The following is an 18,745-nucleotide window of genomic DNA, read 5'->3' on the forward strand; positions in this document are numbered from 1 at the left end:
GAGAGCTGTTAGTTAACTGCACTTGATTGCTACACCGGATAACTACTATAGACTACGATACTGACAAGGTATGTTGAATAAGAAATGGTTGCGGGAGCCGGATTTGAACCGACGACCTTCGGGTTATGAGCCCGACGAGCTACCAAGCTGCTCCATCCCGCGTTCGAAAACGTGTCATATTCTACACAGATAACCCGTAAATCACAAGCTATCTAAAATAATGGTGCCGAGGACGGGACTTGAACCCGTACGCCCGTTTTGTAGGCACTACCACCTCAAGGTAGCGTGTATACCAATTTCACCACCTCGGCACTGAGGCGAGGTTATCAATAGTTAATCAATAACCTCAAATTTTAACTTCTCACTCATCGCTGAGCTTACTACTTAATGATGGCATTAGTTGCCTTCATTCGGAATCTTTCACACTTAACGAGGGATATCGCTCGTTGGTGTAGCTGGTGCTGCCGGAACGTCTGTTGGTTGCTCGACTTTTGTAGGTTCACTAATGTTTTCCCACTTACTACCACTACCAGTTCCGTACTTGTTAGCAGTCATATTGCCAAGTATCAAACTGATGATGAAAAACACAGCAGCCAAGATTCCAGTCATACGGGTCATGAAGTTACCTGAGCCCGATGAACCAAACAGTGTTGCAGAAGCGCCCGCACCGAATGAAGCTCCCATGTCAGCACCTTTACCTTGCTGTAACATAATCAGACCAATAAGCCCGATAGCCGCTAGCAAGAAAATAATTAAAAGAGCTACATACATTTGAGTTACCTATTCAGTTGCGGTGCATAGCCTAATGCTATGACCTTTATCACTGCACACCTGCTCATTTCGACCGTGAAAGAATACTCTTACGGGATTGAGCAGGTGCGAATACTAACCAAAGCTGAGCCGACAAGCAAGTCTATTTTGATTCCATTTGATTATTTGCAGAAAAAAACAACAAATCATCAAAATATCGCTCAGCTTCACCCATAATAACTTAGCCCGCTGCTTTTACAGCATCCGCAATATAGTTTGCCATTGCAGTCACATCAGCTTCATTTTCACCTTCAACCATGACACGGATTAACGGCTCTGTTCCTGATTTTCTCAGTAATACACGGCCTTTTCCTGCCAATTGTTTTTCAACTTCTTCGTTCGCTGCAACCACCGCATCACTTTGTAGTGGATCGTGTTGGCCTTTGAAACGGACATTGACTAACACTTGAGGTAATAATTTCATACCACTGCATAAGTCATGTAAGCTCATATGGTTACGTACCATAGCACTTAATACCTGCAAGCCTGCAACAATCCCGTCACCAGTAGTCGTTTTATCCAATAAAATCACGTGGCCTGAGTTTTCAGCCCCCATGCGCCAACCTTTTTCCTGTAATTTTTCGAGGACATAGCGGTCGCCCACTTTTGCACGCTCAAAAGGAATTCCTAGCTGTTTCAGAGCGATTTCTAATCCCATATTACTCATTAGTGTTCCGACTACGCCGCCTTTTAGCTGGCCTTGACGTAGTGCTTCACGAGCAATAATAAAGAGGATTTGGTCACCATCGACTTTTTCACCGAGGTGGTCAACCATGATAATGCGGTCGCCATCACCATCAAATGCCAAGCCAACGTGCGCTTTTTCTTCCAGTACTTTTTGTTGCAATTGACGCACATCCGTTGCACCACATTCTTCATTGATGTTGATCCCATTAGGATCACAACCGATAGTGATAACCTCAGCCCCTAATTCACGAAACACATTTGGTGCGATGTGATAAGTCGCCCCGTTAGCACAGTCAATCACTATTTTTAAACTTGCTAGGCTTTGTTCGTTCGGGAACGTACCTTTACAAAATTCAATATAACGGCCCGCAGCATCGACAATACGGTTTGCACGACCTAATTCTGCTGATTCAACGCATGTGATCGGCTTTTCCATTTCAGCTTCAATAGCTTCTTCGACTTCATCAGGCAATTTGGTTCCATCAATTGAGAAGAATTTAATCCCATTGTCATAATATGGGTTATGAGATGCTGAAATGACAATCCCCGCTTCTGCGCGGAAAGTACGTGTTAAATAAGCGACCGCAGGGGTTGGCATTGGGCCAGTGAAAGATGCAGATAAACCTGCAGCAGCTAAGCCAGCTTCTAGCGAGGATTCCAACATATAACCAGAAATACGCGTATCTTTACCAATAATAATTTTACGAGAACCATGACGTGCGAGAACTTTTCCTGCCGCCCAACCTAATTTTAAAACAAAATCAGGGGTAATTGGGCTATCGCCCACTTTGCCACGAATACCATCAGTACCAAAATATTTACGGTCGCTCATACGCTTATTTTTCCTTTTCTGACAGAGTCATCTGTACCACTTGCATCGCTTGCACGGTTTCTTTGACATCATGAACTCGAATGATGTGTGCTCCTTGCATCGCAGCAATCACTGCGCAAGTTAGGCTGCCTGCGAGACGTTCTTGTGGTGGAACATTTAATAATTGTCCAATCATAGATTTACGTGACATCCCTGCCAATAGCGGTAGTCCGAAATTATGAAATTGCTCTAAGTTTGCCAATAACTGGTAATTATGCGACAAGTTCTTACCAAAACCAAAGCCTGGATCAAGGATAATTTGCTGTCTCTCTATCCCTGCAGTCACGCATCGAGTGATTTCAGCGTCAAGATAGTCTTTTACTTCACGCACCACGTTTTCATAATTTGGTGCTTCTTGCATCGTTCTTGGCTGGCCTTGCATATGCATAATGCAAACGGGTAAACCTGTTTTCGCAGCAACTTCTAATGCACCTGGCTCATGGAGCGAACGAATGTCATTGATAATATGCATGCCTGCGTTTGCAGCTTCGGCCATGACTTTCGCTTTCGAAGTATCAACTGAAATCCACACATCAAAACGCTGTGCTATCGCTTCAACAATGGGAATAACTCGGTCAAGTTCCTCATTCACAGAGACTTCAGCGGCGCCAGGACGGGTCGATTCGCCACCAATATCAATGATAGCCGCGCCGTGTTGAACCATTTTTGCCACATGCTCAAGCGCATCATGATAACGATTATGAGTGCCACCATCTGAAAATGAATCAGGAGTGACATTCAAAATCCCCATCACCTTTGGTGTGGATAAGTCAAGAACACTGCCTCTCGCTTTGATTTGCATTGTTATTTTTCCTTAACGAAAAAAACCCCAGCGAACTGGGGTCTTAGTATTTTATTTCACGACCGCTTATTGTGGTTTGCTGTCGTTATTATCTGATGGTTTTGATTCATCAGTATTATTACTATTATCGGTATTACTTGGTTCTTCAGCACTGTTATTAGGTTCTTCAGATTGAGGTTTTTCGGCTGTTTTTGCTACATTTGCCGCACCTTTACCAAATGTTCCCGTCACATTACTGACTTTTTTATCTTCATCCCAACCCGCTGGTTCACGAACTGGACGACGATTCATTAAATCATCAATCATTGGCATATCGATAGTTTCATATTTCAGTAATGCATCTTTCGTTGCATGTAGAATATCGATATTGTCTTCCAGTGTTTTGTAAGCCAGTTGGTAACAGTGGTCTAAAATTTTCTTAATTTCTTCATCAACAATACGTGCTGTTTCATCAGAAATTCCAGAACCATTACCTGAAGAACGACCTAAGAACGCTGGACCTTCTTCTTTCGAGTATTGCATTGGGCCTAAACGGTCTGAGAAGCCCCATTGCGTTACCATGTTACGTGCCGTATTAGTTGCAAACTGAATATCTGAAGATGCTCCCGTCGTTACTTTATCGCGACCGTAAATCAGTTCTTCAGCAATACGCCCCGCATAGGCTGTCGCAATCATACCTTCGAGTTTCAAGCGACTACGGCTAACTTCATCACCTTCCGGTAAGAAGAAGGCCACACCCAGTGCTTGACCACGTGGAACAATTGTGACTTTGTGAACAGGGTCATGCTCTGGCATTAAATGACCGATAATCATATGACCACCTTCATGGTAAGCCGTTGATTCTTTTTGCTCTTCGGTCATCATCAGAGAACGACGCTCTGCACCCATCCAAATTTTGTCACGCGCTTTTTCGAATTCAACCATGGAAACGACACGCATGTTTGCACGTGCGGCAAACAACGCGGCTTCGTTAACCAAGTTTGCCAATTCAGCACCCGAGAAGCCAGGTGTTGCACGAGCAAGAATGAAAGTATCTACGCTTGGGTCGATAGGAACACGACGCATATGTACTTTCAGAATTTGTTCACGGCCACGAACGTCTGGTAAGCCAACGACTACCTGACGGTCAAAACGACCTGGACGTAATAAAGCAGGGTCAAGTACGTCAGCACGGTTAGTTGCTGCGATAACAATGATACCCTCATTACCTTCGAAACCGTCCATTTCAACCAGCATTTGGTTCAGTGTTTGCTCACGCTCATCGTGACCACCACCAAGACCTGCACCACGTTGACGACCTACTGCGTCAATCTCATCGATAAAGATGATACAAGGAGCTGCTTTTTTCGCTTGTTCGAACATATCACGAACACGAGAAGCCCCCACACCCACAAACATTTCCACGAAGTCTGAACCGGAAATGGTGAAGAATGGAACTTTTGCTTCACCTGCGATAGCTTTTGCCAGTAATGTTTTACCCGTTCCTGGAGGCCCTACCATCAGGACGCCTTTTGGAATTTTACCGCCAAGTTTTTGGAAACGAGCAGGTTCACGCAGAAATTCTACGATTTCGCCCACTTCTTCTTTGGCTTCATCACACCCAGCAACGTCTGCAAATGTTGTTTTGATCTGATCTTCTGTCAGCATGCGGGCTTTACTTTTGCCAAATGACATCGCCCCCTTGCCGCCACCGCCTTGCATCTGGCGCATGAAGAAAATCCAGACACCAATCAACAGAAGCATTGGGAACCAGGAAATAAAAATAGATGTCAGTAAGCTAGGTTCTTCTGGTGGTTCACCAACAACCGTCACATGCTTATTCAGCAAAGTGTCTAACAGCTTCTCATCCTGCATAGGAAGATAAGTTGTATAGCGGCTATTATCAGCCTTTCTGACGTTCAGTTCACGACCGGTGATACGAACTTCACGTACCTGATCCTGGGCTAACTCATTGATAAACGTAGAATAATCAACTCTGCGACTATTCGAATCGCTTGGGCCAAAACTCTGGAACAAGGACATCAGAACAACTGCGATGACTAACCAGAGAATCAGGTTTTTCGCCATGTCACTCAAGGGATTAACCTCATATTACAACTGTGTTAACAAATAACGCTCAGGGTACTATAGTTTTAGCCCTGTCGCTACAATGTATACTTCACGTGACCGTGCCCGCGAAGATTCGGGTTTACGAACTTTTACTTTCGTAAACAGGGAGCGGATATCCCTAAGGTAATCGTCAAAGCCTTCTCCCTGAAACACTTTAACAATGAAACTCCCCCCAGGCGCCAATACAGCACGGCACATATCCAATGCTAATTCAACTAGATACATAGAGCGAGGAATATCAACCGCTGGTGTCCCACTCATATTTGGCGCCATGTCAGACATGACCACCTGTACTTTTTTGTCGCCAACGCGTTCTAACAAAGCGGCGAGAACGGCTTCATCGCGAAAATCCCCTTGCAGGAAATCAACGCCAACGATTGGGTCCATCGGCAATAAGTCACAAGCAATAACCCGCCCATTATGACCTATTTGGCTAACAACGTATTGCGACCAACCACCAGGGGCTGCTCCTAAATCAACAACGGTCATACCTGGTTTAAAAATTTTATCACCTTGCTGGATTTCTTCCAGCTTAAACCATGCACGTGAGCGTAGCCCTTTTTTTTGTGCTTGCTGAACATATTTATCACTAAAATGCTCTTGCAACCAGCGACTTGAGCTTGCCGAACGTTTTTTATTGGCCATTGTGCTTTCCAACTATACTAAAAGAACTTCACCTAACTTGCTGCTTCTTTACCATCAAAAAGATATAATTGATGGTGATAGATATCAGATGGCGGTAGAATAAGCCATTTTCAATACTAACCAAGCAAAAAATCAATGAATCTTAATAAAAAACAAATTCAGCACCTAAAAAGTCTCGCTCACCATTTAAACCCTGTTGTTATGATCGGCAACAATGGTTTAACCGAAGGTGTTTTGGCTGAGATTGAACTCTCATTAGCGCATCATGAGCTTATCAAAGTCAAGATCGCAGGCGAAGACCGTGATACTAAAAATTTGATCGCTGATGCGATTGTTCGCGAAACTGGTGCAGTAAATGTACAAATCATCGGTAAAATTCTTGTTATCTACCGTCCTTCGGCAGACCGCAAAATCATTTTACCTAAATAATTTCCCATCATTTATATAAAAATGCCATTGAAAGCATGTTTTATATGATGAAAAAGGCCGCCTGCGGCCTTTTTCTTTAAATCAGGGAAATAATATAACCAATTCAGGGAAATAGGAATCAGATATACTCAACTTTAAGAATTTCGAACTCAACATCGCCACCTGGGGTTTTAATTGAGACCACATCATCAACTTCTTTACCCACTAAACCACGTGCTATCGGGGAGTTAACAGAAATCAGATTGATCTTAATATCTGCTTCGTCATCACCAACGATACGATACGTTAGCTCTTCATCGGTATCAACATTCAGTACAGTCACAGTTGCGCCAAAGATAACGCGACCATTATTGACCATTTTAGTTACATCGATTACTTGAGCGTGAGAAAGCTTACCTTCGATTTCTTGAATACGGCCCTCACAGAAACCTTGTTGCTCACGTGCTGCATGATATTCTGCATTTTCTTTTAAGTCACCGTGCTCACGCGCTTCTGCAATAGATGCAATAATTTCTGGGCGACGGACAGATTTAAGGAATTCAAGCTCTTCTCTTAGCTTATCCGCACCAAGTACCGTCATCGGGATCTGTTTCATTAATAAATACCTCGGTTCAATCCTATCTAAAAACAAGTATCTTCCTGATTTTGTAACAACAGTACACCGAACACCTACGTAAAACCGGGGGGTGTTCTAGTAAAAAAACGCAATCAGACTTATGTACTCATTTATCTTATCATAATGTACGCTATTTTAACTGAGACTTAATAACGGGTCACCGTTTACTTTCTTGGGCATTACACTTTAGTATGTATTATATGTCCACCCTAATGCGTGAAATATATGTCATTATTAACTTTAACCAGAAAATGGATCATCTCTTTAGGAATTACCTTAGCCAGTACGCAAGTTTTTGCGATTCCGATTGATGAATACAAACAATATTTACCTGATGGCACTAACCTTGCTCTGGTCGCGCAAAAAGTGGGAAGTAGCACCCCATTAATTGATTATAATGCACAGCAAATGGCATTACCTGCAAGTACACAAAAGGTTGTGACCGCTCTTGCTGCCCTATTACAACTGGGGCCAGATTACCGTTTTGTCACCAATTTTGAAACTGATGCAAAACTTAGCAACAACACATTGACTGGCGATTTAGTGATCCGCTTCAGTGGTGATCCAACACTAACTCGTCAACAAATTCGTAATATGGCTAATGCGTTAAAGCAGCTTGGGATCCATAAAGTTGATGGCGATCTCGTCGTTGATATTTCTGCTTTTACTAGCCATGACAAAGCACCTGGTTGGGTTTGGAATGATATGACCCAATGTTTTAGTGCGCCACCTGCAGCGGCTATCATTGACCGCAACTGTTTTTCAGTTTCTCTTTATCCTGCTGAAAAAGCAGGTGACTATGCCTTCATTAAGGCGGCTAGTTTTTACCCTGTCAATATGTTCAGCGAAGTCAAAACATTAGCTAAAGGCTCCCCTGAAGCGCGCTATTGCGAACTTGATGTTGTTCCTGGTGAACTGAATCGCTATACCCTGACAGGTTGTTTAACCCAACGCAGCGAGCCCTTACCACTTGCCTTTGCGGTACAAAACGGAGCGAGTTACTCAGGGGCGATTGTCAAAAATGAGTTAATCACTGCGGGTATTGAGCTCACCGGCCATGTGAAAAAGCGCACATTCCCAGCGCCTCAATCACAAGTGTTAGTCAAAACTGAATCTAAGCCGCTACATGATTTGCTAAAAGTCATGCTAAAAAAATCCGATAATATGATAGCAGACACTGTTTTTCGTACTATCGGTCGAGAATATTATGGTGTCCCAGGTACTTGGCGTTCAGGATCCGATGCGGTAAGACAAGTACTGAAGCAAAAAGCGGGGATCGATCTTGGCAATACTGTGATGGTTGATGGTTCAGGACTGTCTCGCCACAATTTGATCACCCCTGCAACAATGATGGAGGTCTTGCAATTTATCGCAAAAAACGATCAACAACTCGATTTTATCTCCATGCTTCCACTTGCAGGCCATGATGGTACATTGCGTTATCGTGGCGGCTTTGATGAGGCTGGTGTAAATGGTAAAGTTTCCGCCAAAACGGGGGCATTACAAGGGGTCTATAACCTCGCAGGTTTTATCACAACCGCCAGTGGCCAGCGTGTTGCTTTTGTACAGTTTATCTCTGCTTATGCGGTACCACAAAACCAGCAACGTACTCGTCGAGTACCATTAGTACGGTTTGAAAGCCGTTTGTATAAAGATCTGTATCAGAAAAACTGATCATACGTGATTTAGATATTAAAAAGGCGCTTTCGCGCCTTTTATATTTCTAAGATAAACTATTTTTGATAAATGATTTCGACACCTTCGTCGTCATCTTCATCCCAATCGTCATCCCAGTCGTCATCAAAATCTTCAGTACCAGACAGTTGCTCTTTATGGTAATCATCCCACATGAATTCAACTTTTTCAGGTTGCTGTGCATCTTCAGTCGTGGCCATATCACGTGGTTGAGTATTCATAAATTCCATGATATCCCAACACAGTGCTTTCACACCTTCGTGGTTAACCGCTGAAATCATGTAGAATTTATCTTCCCAGCCCATCGCTTTGGCAATTTCTGCTGCACGCTGTGCAGATTCTTCTTCACCTAAGATATCAATCTTATTGAAAACTAACCAACGTGGTTTTGCTGCCAGTTTTTCACTGTATTTTTCTAACTCACTAATGATGATCTTCGCATTTTCGACAGGATCAGACTCATCAATAGGGCAAATGTCAATCAAGTGAAGTAAGACACGACAACGCTCTAAGTGTTTCAGGAATTGGATCCCAAGACCTGCACCTTCTGCTGCGCCTTCGATCAACCCTGGAATATCCGCAACCACAAAACTTTGCTCGTTATCCATACGCACGACACCCAAGCTTGGGACCAAAGTGGTAAATGGATAATCAGCGACTTTTGGTTTTGCTGCTGATACAGAACGGATAAATGTTGATTTACCTGCATTTGGCATACCAAGCATGCCCACATCTGCTAACAGCATCAATTCTAACAGTATTTCGCGGGTTTCACCTTTAGTCCCCATAGTACGTTGACGTGGAGCACGATTTACTGAAGATTTAAAACGGGTATTCCCAAGCCCATGGAAACCGCCTTTAGCGACCATATGACGTTGATCATGACGAGTCATATCACAAAGTACTTCGTTGGTCCCTAAATCGCGTACACGCGTTCCTACAGGTACTTTTACAGTGATGTCTTGACCACGTTTACCTGTACATTCACGGCTTTGGCCATTTTGGCCACGTTCTGCACGAAATGATTTTTCAAAACGATAGTCGATTAGCGTGTTGAGGTTTTCGTCTGCTTGTAAGTAAACGTCCCCACCATCGCCACCGTCACCACCGTCCGGTCCCCCTTTAGGGATGTATTTTTCACGGCGGAAGCTGACACAACCATTGCCACCATCTCCTGCCACGACCAATATTTTGGCTTCATCTACAAATTTCATAATTCTTTCTCCGCTTCTGAGCCGCATAACGCTGGATGGCTGTTCTACTCAGAGATGGTGTATCTTTAATACGTGTGTAGTTCATTAAAGATCAAATATCTGAATATAAAAAGCCCCGCAAAAGGTTTTTGCAGGGCTTTAATTCTGAATTAAAGGTCAGAAAACTTATTCAGCTTCGATGCTGATAAATTTACGATTGTTTGGACCTTTAACTTCAAATTTAACTTTACCGTCCGCTAATGCGAACAGAGTGTGGTCACGGCCACAACCTACGTTGTTACCTGCGTGGAACTTAGTACCACGTTGACGAACGATGATGCTACCTGCTAATACAGCTTCACCACCAAAACGTTTAACACCTAAACGTTTTGCTTCTGAGTCACGACCGTTACGAGTCGAACCACCAGCCTTTTTGTGTGCCATTAATCTGCTCTCCTAAATCTTAAGCGATGACAGTGATCTTAACATCAGTGAACCACTGACGATGACCCTGTTGTTTACGGCTATGTTTACGACGACGGAATTTGACGATTTTAACTTTTTCGCCACGACCGTGTGCAACCACTTCCGCTTTCACTTTAACGCCTTCAACGACAGGAGCGCCGATTTGGATCTCATCGCCATTAGCAACCATCAGAACTTGATCAAATTCAACAGTTTCACCTGTTGCGATGTCCAGCTTTTCTAGGCGGACAGTTTGACCTTCGCTAACTCGGTGTTGTTTACCACCACTTTGGAAAACCGCGTACATATTAACTCCGCTTTCCGCGTACCCGCTAAATATTTCAATTCCAGAGTACGCTATAAAATATTCACAATAGGGCGCGAATTCTACGCAAAAAAGCAGCAGAACACAAGCCAATAATGCGGTTAGATGACAAAAAATACGACTTTTTTCTCAATAACCGTTTTTGAGCATTGATTTCGTCCCTATTCACTCAATTGTTACTTATTTAAACATTTTTTGCATCACACCTGATAATCTTATAATTAATAATGTTATGCTAGAAGGATAACTGTTCTATCGGTCTCCCATTTTTTTATTTCGGGAATGAACCAAAAACTAATAATATGAATAAATTACGATGAATTTAGAATCTATTATTGAACTGACAACTGAGGATATGTCAGCGGTAAACGAAGCCATCCTCAGTCAATTGAATTCAGATGTTGCACTAATTAACCAGCTTGGTTATTACATAGTCAGTGGTGGTGGTAAAAGGATCCGCCCAATGATCGCTATACTTGCAGGTCGATCCTTAGGCTATTCGGGTCATAAGCATACCCAGGTCGCTGCATTGATCGAGTTCATTCATACAGCAACACTGCTGCATGATGACGTCGTTGATGAGTCTGATATGCGTCGAGGAAAGCAAACTGCAAATGCTGTTTTTGGTAATGCAGCGAGTGTCTTAGTCGGTGATTTTATTTACACTCGATCATTCCAGATGATGACGGATCTCGACTCAATGCGGGTACTAAAGCTGATGTCTGAAGCGACGAATGTGATCGCTGAAGGCGAAGTTTTACAGTTGATGAACTGCAACGATCCCAACATTACTGAAGAAAACTACATGCAAGTGATCTACAGTAAAACCGCACGTCTGTTTGAAGCAGCGGCTCATGCATCGGCGATTTTAGCCGATGCAACACCAGTGCAAGAAAAAGCACTACAAGATTATGGTCGTTATATTGGTACTGCTTTCCAGTTAATTGATGATCTCCTCGATTATGATGCAGACAACGCTCAACTGGGAAAAAACACGGGTGATGACTTAGATGAAGGTAAGCCTACACTTCCCCTACTTCACGCGATGCAAAATGGTAACGAAGAAGAATCAGCATTGATCCGCCAAGCCATTGAACAAGGTAATGGACGCCATTTGTTAGATACTGTTCTTGCAACCATGAAACGCTGTGGTTCTCTTGAATATACTTATGAAAGAGCCCAAGAAGAAGCACAAAAAGCGATTGATGCCTTAAATGTCATTGAAGATTCAATTTATAAAGATGCATTGATCGGCTTAGCTTATATCGCAATCCAACGCCATTCTTAGTCACTAAAAAAGATAAAGCGGGTCAAGAAAAGGGGAAACGTTATTTTTCCCCTTTATCTTCTTCATCAATTTGAGCAAGCAGTGATGACAGGCCATAACGCAGGATGTATTTCACTATTTTATTGCGCTCAGACTCAGTCAGTTGGTAATACGCTTCCGACCAGATTTGCAATGCATCGGTTCTTTGGCTTTGATAAGTTACCGAAGGCTCATGCAGGCTGAGCTGCCCTTGGATTTCCCCCGGTAAGCTTTCAAAGTAATACTCAACTGCCTTACCCTGTACCCCCCTTTTACGGCGGTTTTTCCAGCCTTCTCGTCTTGCCATTAGGTTAATTCCCTGGGGTGATGTAGGGAGCCCTTCTAACCCTGCTAATTCTTTGGCAGTGAACCACAATTTTTTCATTTTCACTTCACGCTTATATTATGAAATCCGCTGTTGCAGCTTTGCTAAAATGTCATCAGTTAAAAAAATTTTTAAATTCAATATAATATTATTTTTATATATTAATTATTTACACCTTAAGCAATTGTAAATTATTTATTATTAATTAAATTAATTAGCGCTAATGCCCCTTCGCGCATAATAAATGTCAGGACAATGTCTCTTTCATCATTGGAAAGCTGGTTATAAGCTTCCTGCCAAATAAAGGCATTATCATTTCGTTTTACTTGATAAGGTGGTGAAGTTTCGTTAGCAAACTGACCTTCAAAAATATCGATAGGTAAAGAACTAATATGGTATTCCAATGCTTTGCCTTGAATACCCCGCCTTTTACGGCTTAACCAGTTTTCACGCCTTGCCATTGCATTAATACCTTGAGTTGTCATGGGAAGCCCCTGTAACCCAACCAACTCTTTTGCCGTTAGCCATTCCTTGTACATACTGACCCTCCTAGTCATGATGACAATTTAATTTTCAGTTGTTGAAAACTATCTATATTTTCTCAAAACCTCATTGACTCATTCGTTTTATTTATACCTATAAATAATAATATACAAATTATATTTGTTATTAGCGTTCTAATTTCTTTTAATAACAGATAATTAAATAATTCACTTGCTAATAATTTAACTAATTTTATTAACTAATCTAGATATATTACTCGTACAAGTAAAAAGTAGCATTAAATATGCCATTCTTGTCCCTAACTAGAAAGAGTTAGTTTTAACGTCAAAGTTTTATCCTAATTCACAGTTATTCATTCTGACTTTCTATTTAATTTCATAAAAACCACGACAGTTTCATAAAATGAATTTTTAAGAAAAAATCAGAAATTATTTTGGGAAATTTCTGTTATTTTATTTCCAATAACTAAACGGATGTACTGAATGTATCATAATTTTCGGTTACTCGTACCACTAACTCTACATGATTCTAAGTGAAAAAAGGACTAAAAAATGATTTTACGGAAGTCGGACTGGCACCCTGCAGATATCATCGCAGCTTTACGTAAACGTGGAACTACACTTGCCGCAATTTCACGCGAGGCAGGGTTAAGCTCTTCAACGTTAGCAAATGCACTATCACGTCCTTGGCCTAAAGGGGAATGGATCATTGCAAATTTCTTAGCGATCCACCCTGCTGAAATTTGGCCGAGTCGTTATTACGATCCAATTACAGGGGATTTATTAGAAAGAAAAGTTAGAGTAAAAACACCAGCGGAAGATTAAAAACTGAATGAACTAAATTATAAGGCCGTGAATAATAAATTAATTTATTCACGGCGTTATCTTTTGATGGCAAATCAATAAAAAACGGCTTTGTTTATTTCATTCGCGCGAAACCATCAGCAAGGTCTTGTTTTAAATCATCTAAATTTTCTAAGCCAATCTGCAAGCGCAATGTCGGCCCTCCAGGATTCCAATTAGTCACAGTTCGATATTCAGCACAATTAAATGGAATAATTAAGCTTTCAAACCCTCCCCATGAATACCCCATACCAAAAATTGATAAGCCATCCAGCATTCTTGCAATATCTGTTTGGGTATATTTAGGGTCAAGTACAATGGAAAATAGCCCCGATGAACCAGTAAAATCCCGCTTCCAAATTTCATGGCCAGGGCAATCCGCAAATGCAGGGTGTAAAATACGAATCACTTCAGTGCGTTCTTGTAGCCAATGTGCAATATTTAAAGCTCTTTCTTGCGCTTCTTTTAAGCGAATAGGTAAGGTTCGCAAACCACGCAACGCAAGAAAACAGTCCTCTGCTCCCGGCAGCATGGCCATATAATCATAAGTTTCACGTAATTTCGGCCACCACGCTTGGTTTGCTGAGACAATTCCCATAAGCAAATCAGAATGGCCACCTAAGTATTTGGTCCCCGCCTCCAGCGAGATATCACAACCCAGTTCATGAGCTTTAAAAAATAAAGGTGTCGCCCACGTATTATCAATAATCGTCGCAATATTATGGCGTTTTGCAACCTCAACAATTGCAGGAACATCCTGAATTTCGAAACTTTGAGAACCAGGGGATTCTAAAAAAATTGTGCTGGTATTTGGCGTTACCAGTTTTTCAATGTCCGCCCCAATCATCGGATCATAATAGGTCGTGATGATCCCCATTTTATCCAACAGACCATGGCAAAATTTACGTGTTGGCCGATAAACACTATCAGGCATTAATAAATGATCACCTGTTTTCAATGTTGTCAGCAATGCCAACACAATCGCGCCTAAACCAGACGGCGAAAGCACTGTACCTTCAGCTCCAGCAAGAACGGACCAAGCTTGCTCCAATTGCTTAATTGTTGGCGTGCCCGCTGTGCCATAATTAAATTCCGCCCTATCATTAATTAAAGCGTCAACCGTTGGAAATACGACCGTCGAGCCACGATAAACGGGGGCATTTACAAACCCAGCTTGCTTAGCGGGGTCTCTCCCTAGCTGGGTGACTTGTGTATCAACATGAAATTCAGATACCGCTTTTTTCTTCATGAGATCCTCTCAACAACATTATTATTTATTCGAAAAATTTAAAGAATGGAGATAGACATAACAGCACACCAAAGAAAATGATGAACCACACTGTTGGGCCTTTAAATTTGTGTAATGCAGGGACTTTGTAAACCAGATAGCAAGGAATTAAGCAAGAAACGATACCAAACAATGGGCCACCAAGTTGCATAAAAAACAGAATTGAGAACCGTGTTGAAACCCAAAACCACAGTGCAATGATAACGCCTAAGCATACCCCATAATGTAGCACTGTTTGGTTAATACGTTCTTCAGGAATAAATCGACTCAGTAGATTGACAACAATGCCTTTTATCGCTTCTTGGAAGCCTAAATAAATTCCCAAGAATGCCGTCAAGATAGCAAAAATATTGAGTAATGCGGTCATTACTTTCACAACGGCACCTGGTATCACTTGCGCCGCAATCGCTAATGCTGAAATATTTTGTTCAAAAGCCGATACCGCTTGCTCATGGCTAATTGAGAAGGTAAAAGAAAAAGCAAAAAACAAAACTGCCACAGCGAGAATAATATACGCAACCCGGTTGGCACGTATTGCACGATATGTCGCAATGCGTTTATCACTTTCTACTTTACGATACGCAATATTCATGGGGCTCAATATTTGCACAAATAATATAGAAAATAGAGTAAATGGAAGTGTTAAAAAAACATCTCGCATAAATGGGAGAAAATCAGGAAAAGCCGTAATATTCGCAAAATTCCAATACGGCACCATCACTATGCCGAGCAGCACGATAATACCGAATTTTACAATAACCATTGGACCAGAGACTTTAAACAGTAACCGCTCCCCTTGTGCAGCAATGGCGACTAATACCGAAATAATAATCAGCCCATACCAAACAGAATCGGATAACAACCCTTCCGTTAATCCAAACGTTTTAATGTAGGAAGCGCTGTCGAAGGTGACTGCCAGCGAGTAAGAAAACATCCCGTGCAATAACATCAAGAAATAGGCAATTCCTAATGCTATCCCCCAGTTTTTCCCCAAATATTGTGTAATAACACTCGCGTAATCATTACATTCTTCAGATTCTGATAATGTTCTTAGATATAAATTTTGTAGCCAATAAATTGCTGGATAAGAAAGCATTGTCGCTGCAATAAAGACCCAAATACCTTTGATACCAATTTGCACAGGCATAAAAACAATTCCTGAACCAATTGCCATGCCAATGCATAAAATAACCCAACCAACATCATATTTTGTAAAGGGGATCTTTTTCGTATTAATCGGATTATCTGCACTTGCCTGAATACTATTAGACATAGTCTATTCCTCAACGTTATAGATTTAATTATTAAAAAAGTTAGGAACAACATTATTGTGTAGGAGCTACGTTTCTTTTTAAAACTGGTGTGGCATGAGTAAACTGCGATAAATTCACAATTATAGTATGCTGGAATAAACGGGTTTAATAGGGCATGACAATGCTAATAAATAAAAACACTTTTGCGTTTAAAGCAAAAATTGACAGCTACGCGATTTTTCGGCATTTAGAGCTATTCATTAAAATCGTCGAATGCAATAGTTTCAGCCTTGCCGCTAAGAAGCTGAATGTAACACCATCGTCAGTTAGTCGAGGCCTTCAACAACTCGAAGATCAGTTGGGGGTTGTCCTTCTAAAGCGCACAACGCGAAATTTTATTTTAACGGATGCAGGGCGCTATTTATTGCAACGATCGCAAAACTTATTGGCCGATCTCGATGATTCACTCATCAATACCGCCAGCTTCTATCAACACGCTCAAGGGCAATTAAAAATTACCTGTTCTATTGCATTTGGTGTTTGTCATTTAATGCAAATATACAGTGAATATCGCGAGACCAATCCTAAAGTAAGTTTGTCTGTTGACCTTAATGATGAGCTCATTAATTTAAATGAAGTCGATTTTGATATTGCGTTACGAATTACCAGCCATCCCCCCGAAAACTTTGCATTACGAAAAATTTGTAATATTAATTGGGTATACTGTGGGAGCCGTACTTATTTCGAACGATATGGTATTCCTCAATCCCCTGCCGATATTGCATCACACAATTGTTTAATTAACCCAAATATTCCTGACACTTGGCGCATGACGGATAAAGACGGCAGCGCATATCCTCTCGAAATTAATAATATGATTGAGGTAAATAGTAGCTTAGGGTTATTGGAGGCAGCTCGCTGCCATCAAGGTATCGTTTGTTTGCCTACTTACATGCTAGGCAATTATATTGAAAACGGGGAATTGCTCCCTGTCTTATTGGATTATGACCCTAAATCCACTCCATTTGCCCTATATGCCTTATACCACCCAGCCCACACTCACTCACCTAAGATCAGGACATTTATTGATTTTTTAGTAGAGAAAATACCATCAGATCCGCATTGGGACCACTGGATGCGGCAGCATGCTTCATGATGACTGACCAATAAAAAAGGTTGAGTTCAAAACGATACTCAACCTTTTACTATTAGGAAAAATTAATTGGCATTAGCCATTAATGAATTTTTCACCTAATTCGATATCTGCTTTTAATACATCTAGCATATCTTTCAGTGCTTTTTCTTCAAATGCACTTAATTTACCGATTGGTAAATGCTTTTCGATACCGTTTTTGCCTAAAACAACAGGTTGTGCGAAGAAGCGAGCATGTTCACCATCACCTTCGGTGTAAACACATTCAACCACATTGCTTTCGCCTTGGAGACCACGAATTAAAGATAAACCTAAACGTGCAGCCGCTTGGCCCATAGATAAAGTTGCAGACCCGCCACCCGCTTTCGCTTCAACGACTTCTGTACCTGCATTTTGAATACGTTTAGTTAACGCGGCAACTTCTTCGTCAGTGAAGCTAACACCTTCAATTTGAGATAACAGTGGCAGGATAGTCACGCCAGAGTGACCGCCGATCACAGGCACTTCGAGATCATTAACATTTTTGCCTTTTAATTCAGCAACAAACGTATTAGAACGAATGATATCTAATGTCGTCACACCGAATAAACGGTTTTTATCATAGACGCCTGCTTTTTTCAGGACTTCTGCAGCGATAGCAACGGTGGTATTCACTGGGTTAGTGATAATACCAATCAATGCTTTAGGACAAGTTTCAGCAATTTGTTGGATCAGGTTACGGACAATACCCGCATTGATGTTAAATAAGTCAGAACGATCCATACCTGGTTTACGAGCAACACCCGCAGAAATAAGGACAATGTCAGCACCTTTCAATGCAGGTTTTGCATCTTCGCCAGCAAAGCCTGTCACTTTCACATCAGTAGGGATATGGCTTAAGTCAGCAGCAACACCTGGAGTGACTGGTGCGATGTCGTAGAGGGAGAGTTCTGAACCTGCTGGGAGCTGGTTTTTGAGAAGAAGGGCGAGAGCCTGACCGATACCACCTGCTGCACCTAGGACTGCAACTTTCATTCTGAAACTCCTTAATTTGTACTTTAAAAAGATATCACTTTATTTGTTATACACTTAACACATTACGTATAAAAAACAATTTGTTAACAGATAGAGAGAGAGTTTAACGCAAGAGAGCTTGTTTAATAATTACCAGTATTCTAAACAAATTCCTTATCTGTTAATGAGATAACGGGCACTTTTTTAACAAATAGTTTTTCCGGCTATTGCATTTCGCACAATAAGTTGTTTTTAGTGTATATTATTCAATCAAAAACATTTTTGTTAACAATAAATTTACAATGAATATCTGAAAAATTCATTGTTCTATTATGCTAATTTTTCATTCCCATAATTTACGATAAATAAATACTTCTGGCTATCAACTCAAAATGTGCTTACCTAACTTTAAGTTACTCACTGGTTATAAAATC

Annotated in this window: 19 protein-coding genes and 2 tRNA genes; 5 read left to right on the forward strand and 16 right to left on the reverse strand. The window is 41.4% G+C overall.

Annotated features, from left to right (window positions below; translation table 11 throughout):
* Positions 1-85 precede the first annotated feature (85 nt).
* The 7 genes from PSF09_RS05705 to rlmE form a co-directional block, all read right to left on the reverse strand.
* A tRNA-Met gene (locus tag PSF09_RS05705) sits at positions 86-162 on the reverse strand.
* A gap of 59 nt (positions 163-221) precedes the next feature.
* Positions 222-311: transfer RNA gene (locus PSF09_RS05710), tRNA-Leu, on the reverse strand.
* A 115-nt stretch (positions 312-426) separates the two neighbouring features.
* On the reverse strand, positions 427-771 hold the full coding sequence (secG, locus tag PSF09_RS05715) for a preprotein translocase subunit SecG (protein ID WP_004905902.1): 345 nt from the start codon (positions 769-771) through the stop codon (positions 427-429).
* Positions 772-991: 220 nt separating this feature from the next.
* Positions 992-2,329, reverse strand: coding sequence for a phosphoglucosamine mutase (gene glmM / locus PSF09_RS05720; RefSeq protein WP_004907470.1), 1,338 nt, complete (start codon positions 2,327-2,329; stop codon positions 992-994).
* A gap of 4 nt (positions 2,330-2,333) precedes the next feature.
* The gene (folP, locus tag PSF09_RS05725) at positions 2,334-3,170 is read right to left on the reverse strand and encodes a dihydropteroate synthase (protein ID WP_004907467.1); all 837 of its coding nucleotides are present in this window, start codon (positions 3,168-3,170) and stop codon (positions 2,334-2,336) included.
* A 66-nt stretch (positions 3,171-3,236) separates the two neighbouring features.
* Positions 3,237-5,246 (reverse strand): ATP-dependent zinc metalloprotease FtsH, encoded by a 2,010-nt coding sequence (ftsH, locus tag PSF09_RS05730; protein ID WP_004907466.1) that lies wholly within the window; start codon positions 5,244-5,246, stop codon positions 3,237-3,239.
* 48 nt (positions 5,247-5,294) lie between these two features.
* On the reverse strand, positions 5,295-5,924 hold the full coding sequence (rlmE, locus tag PSF09_RS05735; protein WP_004905912.1) for a 23S rRNA (uridine(2552)-2'-O)-methyltransferase RlmE: 630 nt from the start codon (positions 5,922-5,924) through the stop codon (positions 5,295-5,297).
* A 135-nt stretch (positions 5,925-6,059) separates the two neighbouring features.
* Here rlmE and yhbY point away from each other — a divergent pair, with 135 nt between their 5' ends.
* The gene (gene yhbY / locus PSF09_RS05740; protein ID WP_004905914.1) at positions 6,060-6,353 is read left to right on the forward strand and encodes a ribosome assembly RNA-binding protein YhbY; all 294 of its coding nucleotides are present in this window, start codon (positions 6,060-6,062) and stop codon (positions 6,351-6,353) included.
* A gap of 118 nt (positions 6,354-6,471) precedes the next feature.
* Here the strand turns inward: yhbY and greA are convergent, their stop codons facing one another.
* On the reverse strand, positions 6,472-6,948 hold the full coding sequence (gene greA, locus PSF09_RS05745) for a transcription elongation factor GreA (protein WP_004907463.1): 477 nt from the start codon (positions 6,946-6,948) through the stop codon (positions 6,472-6,474).
* Positions 6,949-7,194: 246 nt separating this feature from the next.
* Between greA and dacB the strand changes: the two genes are divergently transcribed.
* Positions 7,195-8,643, forward strand: coding sequence for a serine-type D-Ala-D-Ala carboxypeptidase (gene dacB, locus PSF09_RS05750; protein WP_210835676.1), 1,449 nt, complete (start codon positions 7,195-7,197; stop codon positions 8,641-8,643).
* 59 nt (positions 8,644-8,702) lie between these two features.
* Here the strand turns inward: dacB and cgtA are convergent, their stop codons facing one another.
* From cgtA to rplU, 3 genes are all read right to left on the reverse strand, one after another.
* The gene (gene cgtA / locus PSF09_RS05755; protein WP_004907460.1) at positions 8,703-9,878 is read right to left on the reverse strand and encodes an Obg family GTPase CgtA; all 1,176 of its coding nucleotides are present in this window, start codon (positions 9,876-9,878) and stop codon (positions 8,703-8,705) included.
* A 165-nt stretch (positions 9,879-10,043) separates the two neighbouring features.
* Entirely contained in the window at positions 10,044-10,301 is a 258-nt protein-coding gene (gene rpmA, locus PSF09_RS05760) for a 50S ribosomal protein L27 (protein WP_004905922.1), read from the reverse strand.
* Between the two features lie 19 nt (positions 10,302-10,320).
* Positions 10,321-10,629 (reverse strand): 50S ribosomal protein L21, encoded by a 309-nt coding sequence (gene rplU / locus PSF09_RS05765; RefSeq protein WP_004905925.1) that lies wholly within the window; start codon positions 10,627-10,629, stop codon positions 10,321-10,323.
* A 334-nt stretch (positions 10,630-10,963) separates the two neighbouring features.
* Here rplU and ispB point away from each other — a divergent pair, with 334 nt between their 5' ends.
* Positions 10,964-11,935, forward strand: coding sequence for an octaprenyl diphosphate synthase (gene ispB / locus PSF09_RS05770; protein WP_210835677.1), 972 nt, complete (start codon positions 10,964-10,966; stop codon positions 11,933-11,935).
* A 40-nt stretch (positions 11,936-11,975) separates the two neighbouring features.
* Here the strand turns inward: ispB and PSF09_RS05775 are convergent, their stop codons facing one another.
* Together PSF09_RS05775 and PSF09_RS05780 are read right to left on the reverse strand one after the other, a co-directional pair.
* Positions 11,976-12,338 (reverse strand): DNA-binding protein, encoded by a 363-nt coding sequence (locus tag PSF09_RS05775; RefSeq protein WP_102138218.1) that lies wholly within the window; start codon positions 12,336-12,338, stop codon positions 11,976-11,978.
* A 131-nt stretch (positions 12,339-12,469) separates the two neighbouring features.
* Positions 12,470-12,817, reverse strand: coding sequence for a DNA-binding protein (locus tag PSF09_RS05780; RefSeq protein WP_210835678.1), 348 nt, complete (start codon positions 12,815-12,817; stop codon positions 12,470-12,472).
* Between the two features lie 516 nt (positions 12,818-13,333).
* On the opposite strand from PSF09_RS05780, the gene PSF09_RS05785 reads away from it, so the two are divergent.
* Positions 13,334-13,606, forward strand: coding sequence for a helix-turn-helix domain-containing protein (locus PSF09_RS05785; RefSeq protein ID WP_004905930.1), 273 nt, complete (start codon positions 13,334-13,336; stop codon positions 13,604-13,606).
* A 94-nt stretch (positions 13,607-13,700) separates the two neighbouring features.
* Here the strand turns inward: PSF09_RS05785 and metC are convergent, their stop codons facing one another.
* Both metC and PSF09_RS05795 read right to left on the reverse strand, forming a co-directional pair.
* Positions 13,701-14,873 (reverse strand): cystathionine beta-lyase, encoded by a 1,173-nt coding sequence (metC, locus tag PSF09_RS05790; protein WP_210838027.1) that lies wholly within the window; start codon positions 14,871-14,873, stop codon positions 13,701-13,703.
* A 25-nt stretch (positions 14,874-14,898) separates the two neighbouring features.
* Positions 14,899-16,185: an amino acid permease gene (locus PSF09_RS05795; RefSeq protein ID WP_210838028.1), complete on the reverse strand. Its 1,287-nt coding sequence runs from the start codon at positions 16,183-16,185 to the stop codon at positions 14,899-14,901.
* A 161-nt stretch (positions 16,186-16,346) separates the two neighbouring features.
* Here PSF09_RS05795 and PSF09_RS05800 point away from each other — a divergent pair, with 161 nt between their 5' ends.
* Entirely contained in the window at positions 16,347-17,321 is a 975-nt protein-coding gene (locus PSF09_RS05800) for a LysR family transcriptional regulator (RefSeq protein WP_115168095.1), read from the forward strand.
* Between the two features lie 72 nt (positions 17,322-17,393).
* Here the strand turns inward: PSF09_RS05800 and mdh are convergent, their stop codons facing one another.
* Positions 17,394-18,332 (reverse strand): malate dehydrogenase, encoded by a 939-nt coding sequence (mdh, locus tag PSF09_RS05805; RefSeq protein ID WP_004905937.1) that lies wholly within the window; start codon positions 18,330-18,332, stop codon positions 17,394-17,396.
* Between the last annotated feature and the right edge of the window lie 413 nt (positions 18,333-18,745).

Source organism: Providencia sp. PROV141, assembly GCF_028481645.1.
GTDB lineage: Bacteria > Pseudomonadota > Gammaproteobacteria > Enterobacterales > Enterobacteriaceae > Providencia > Providencia rettgeri.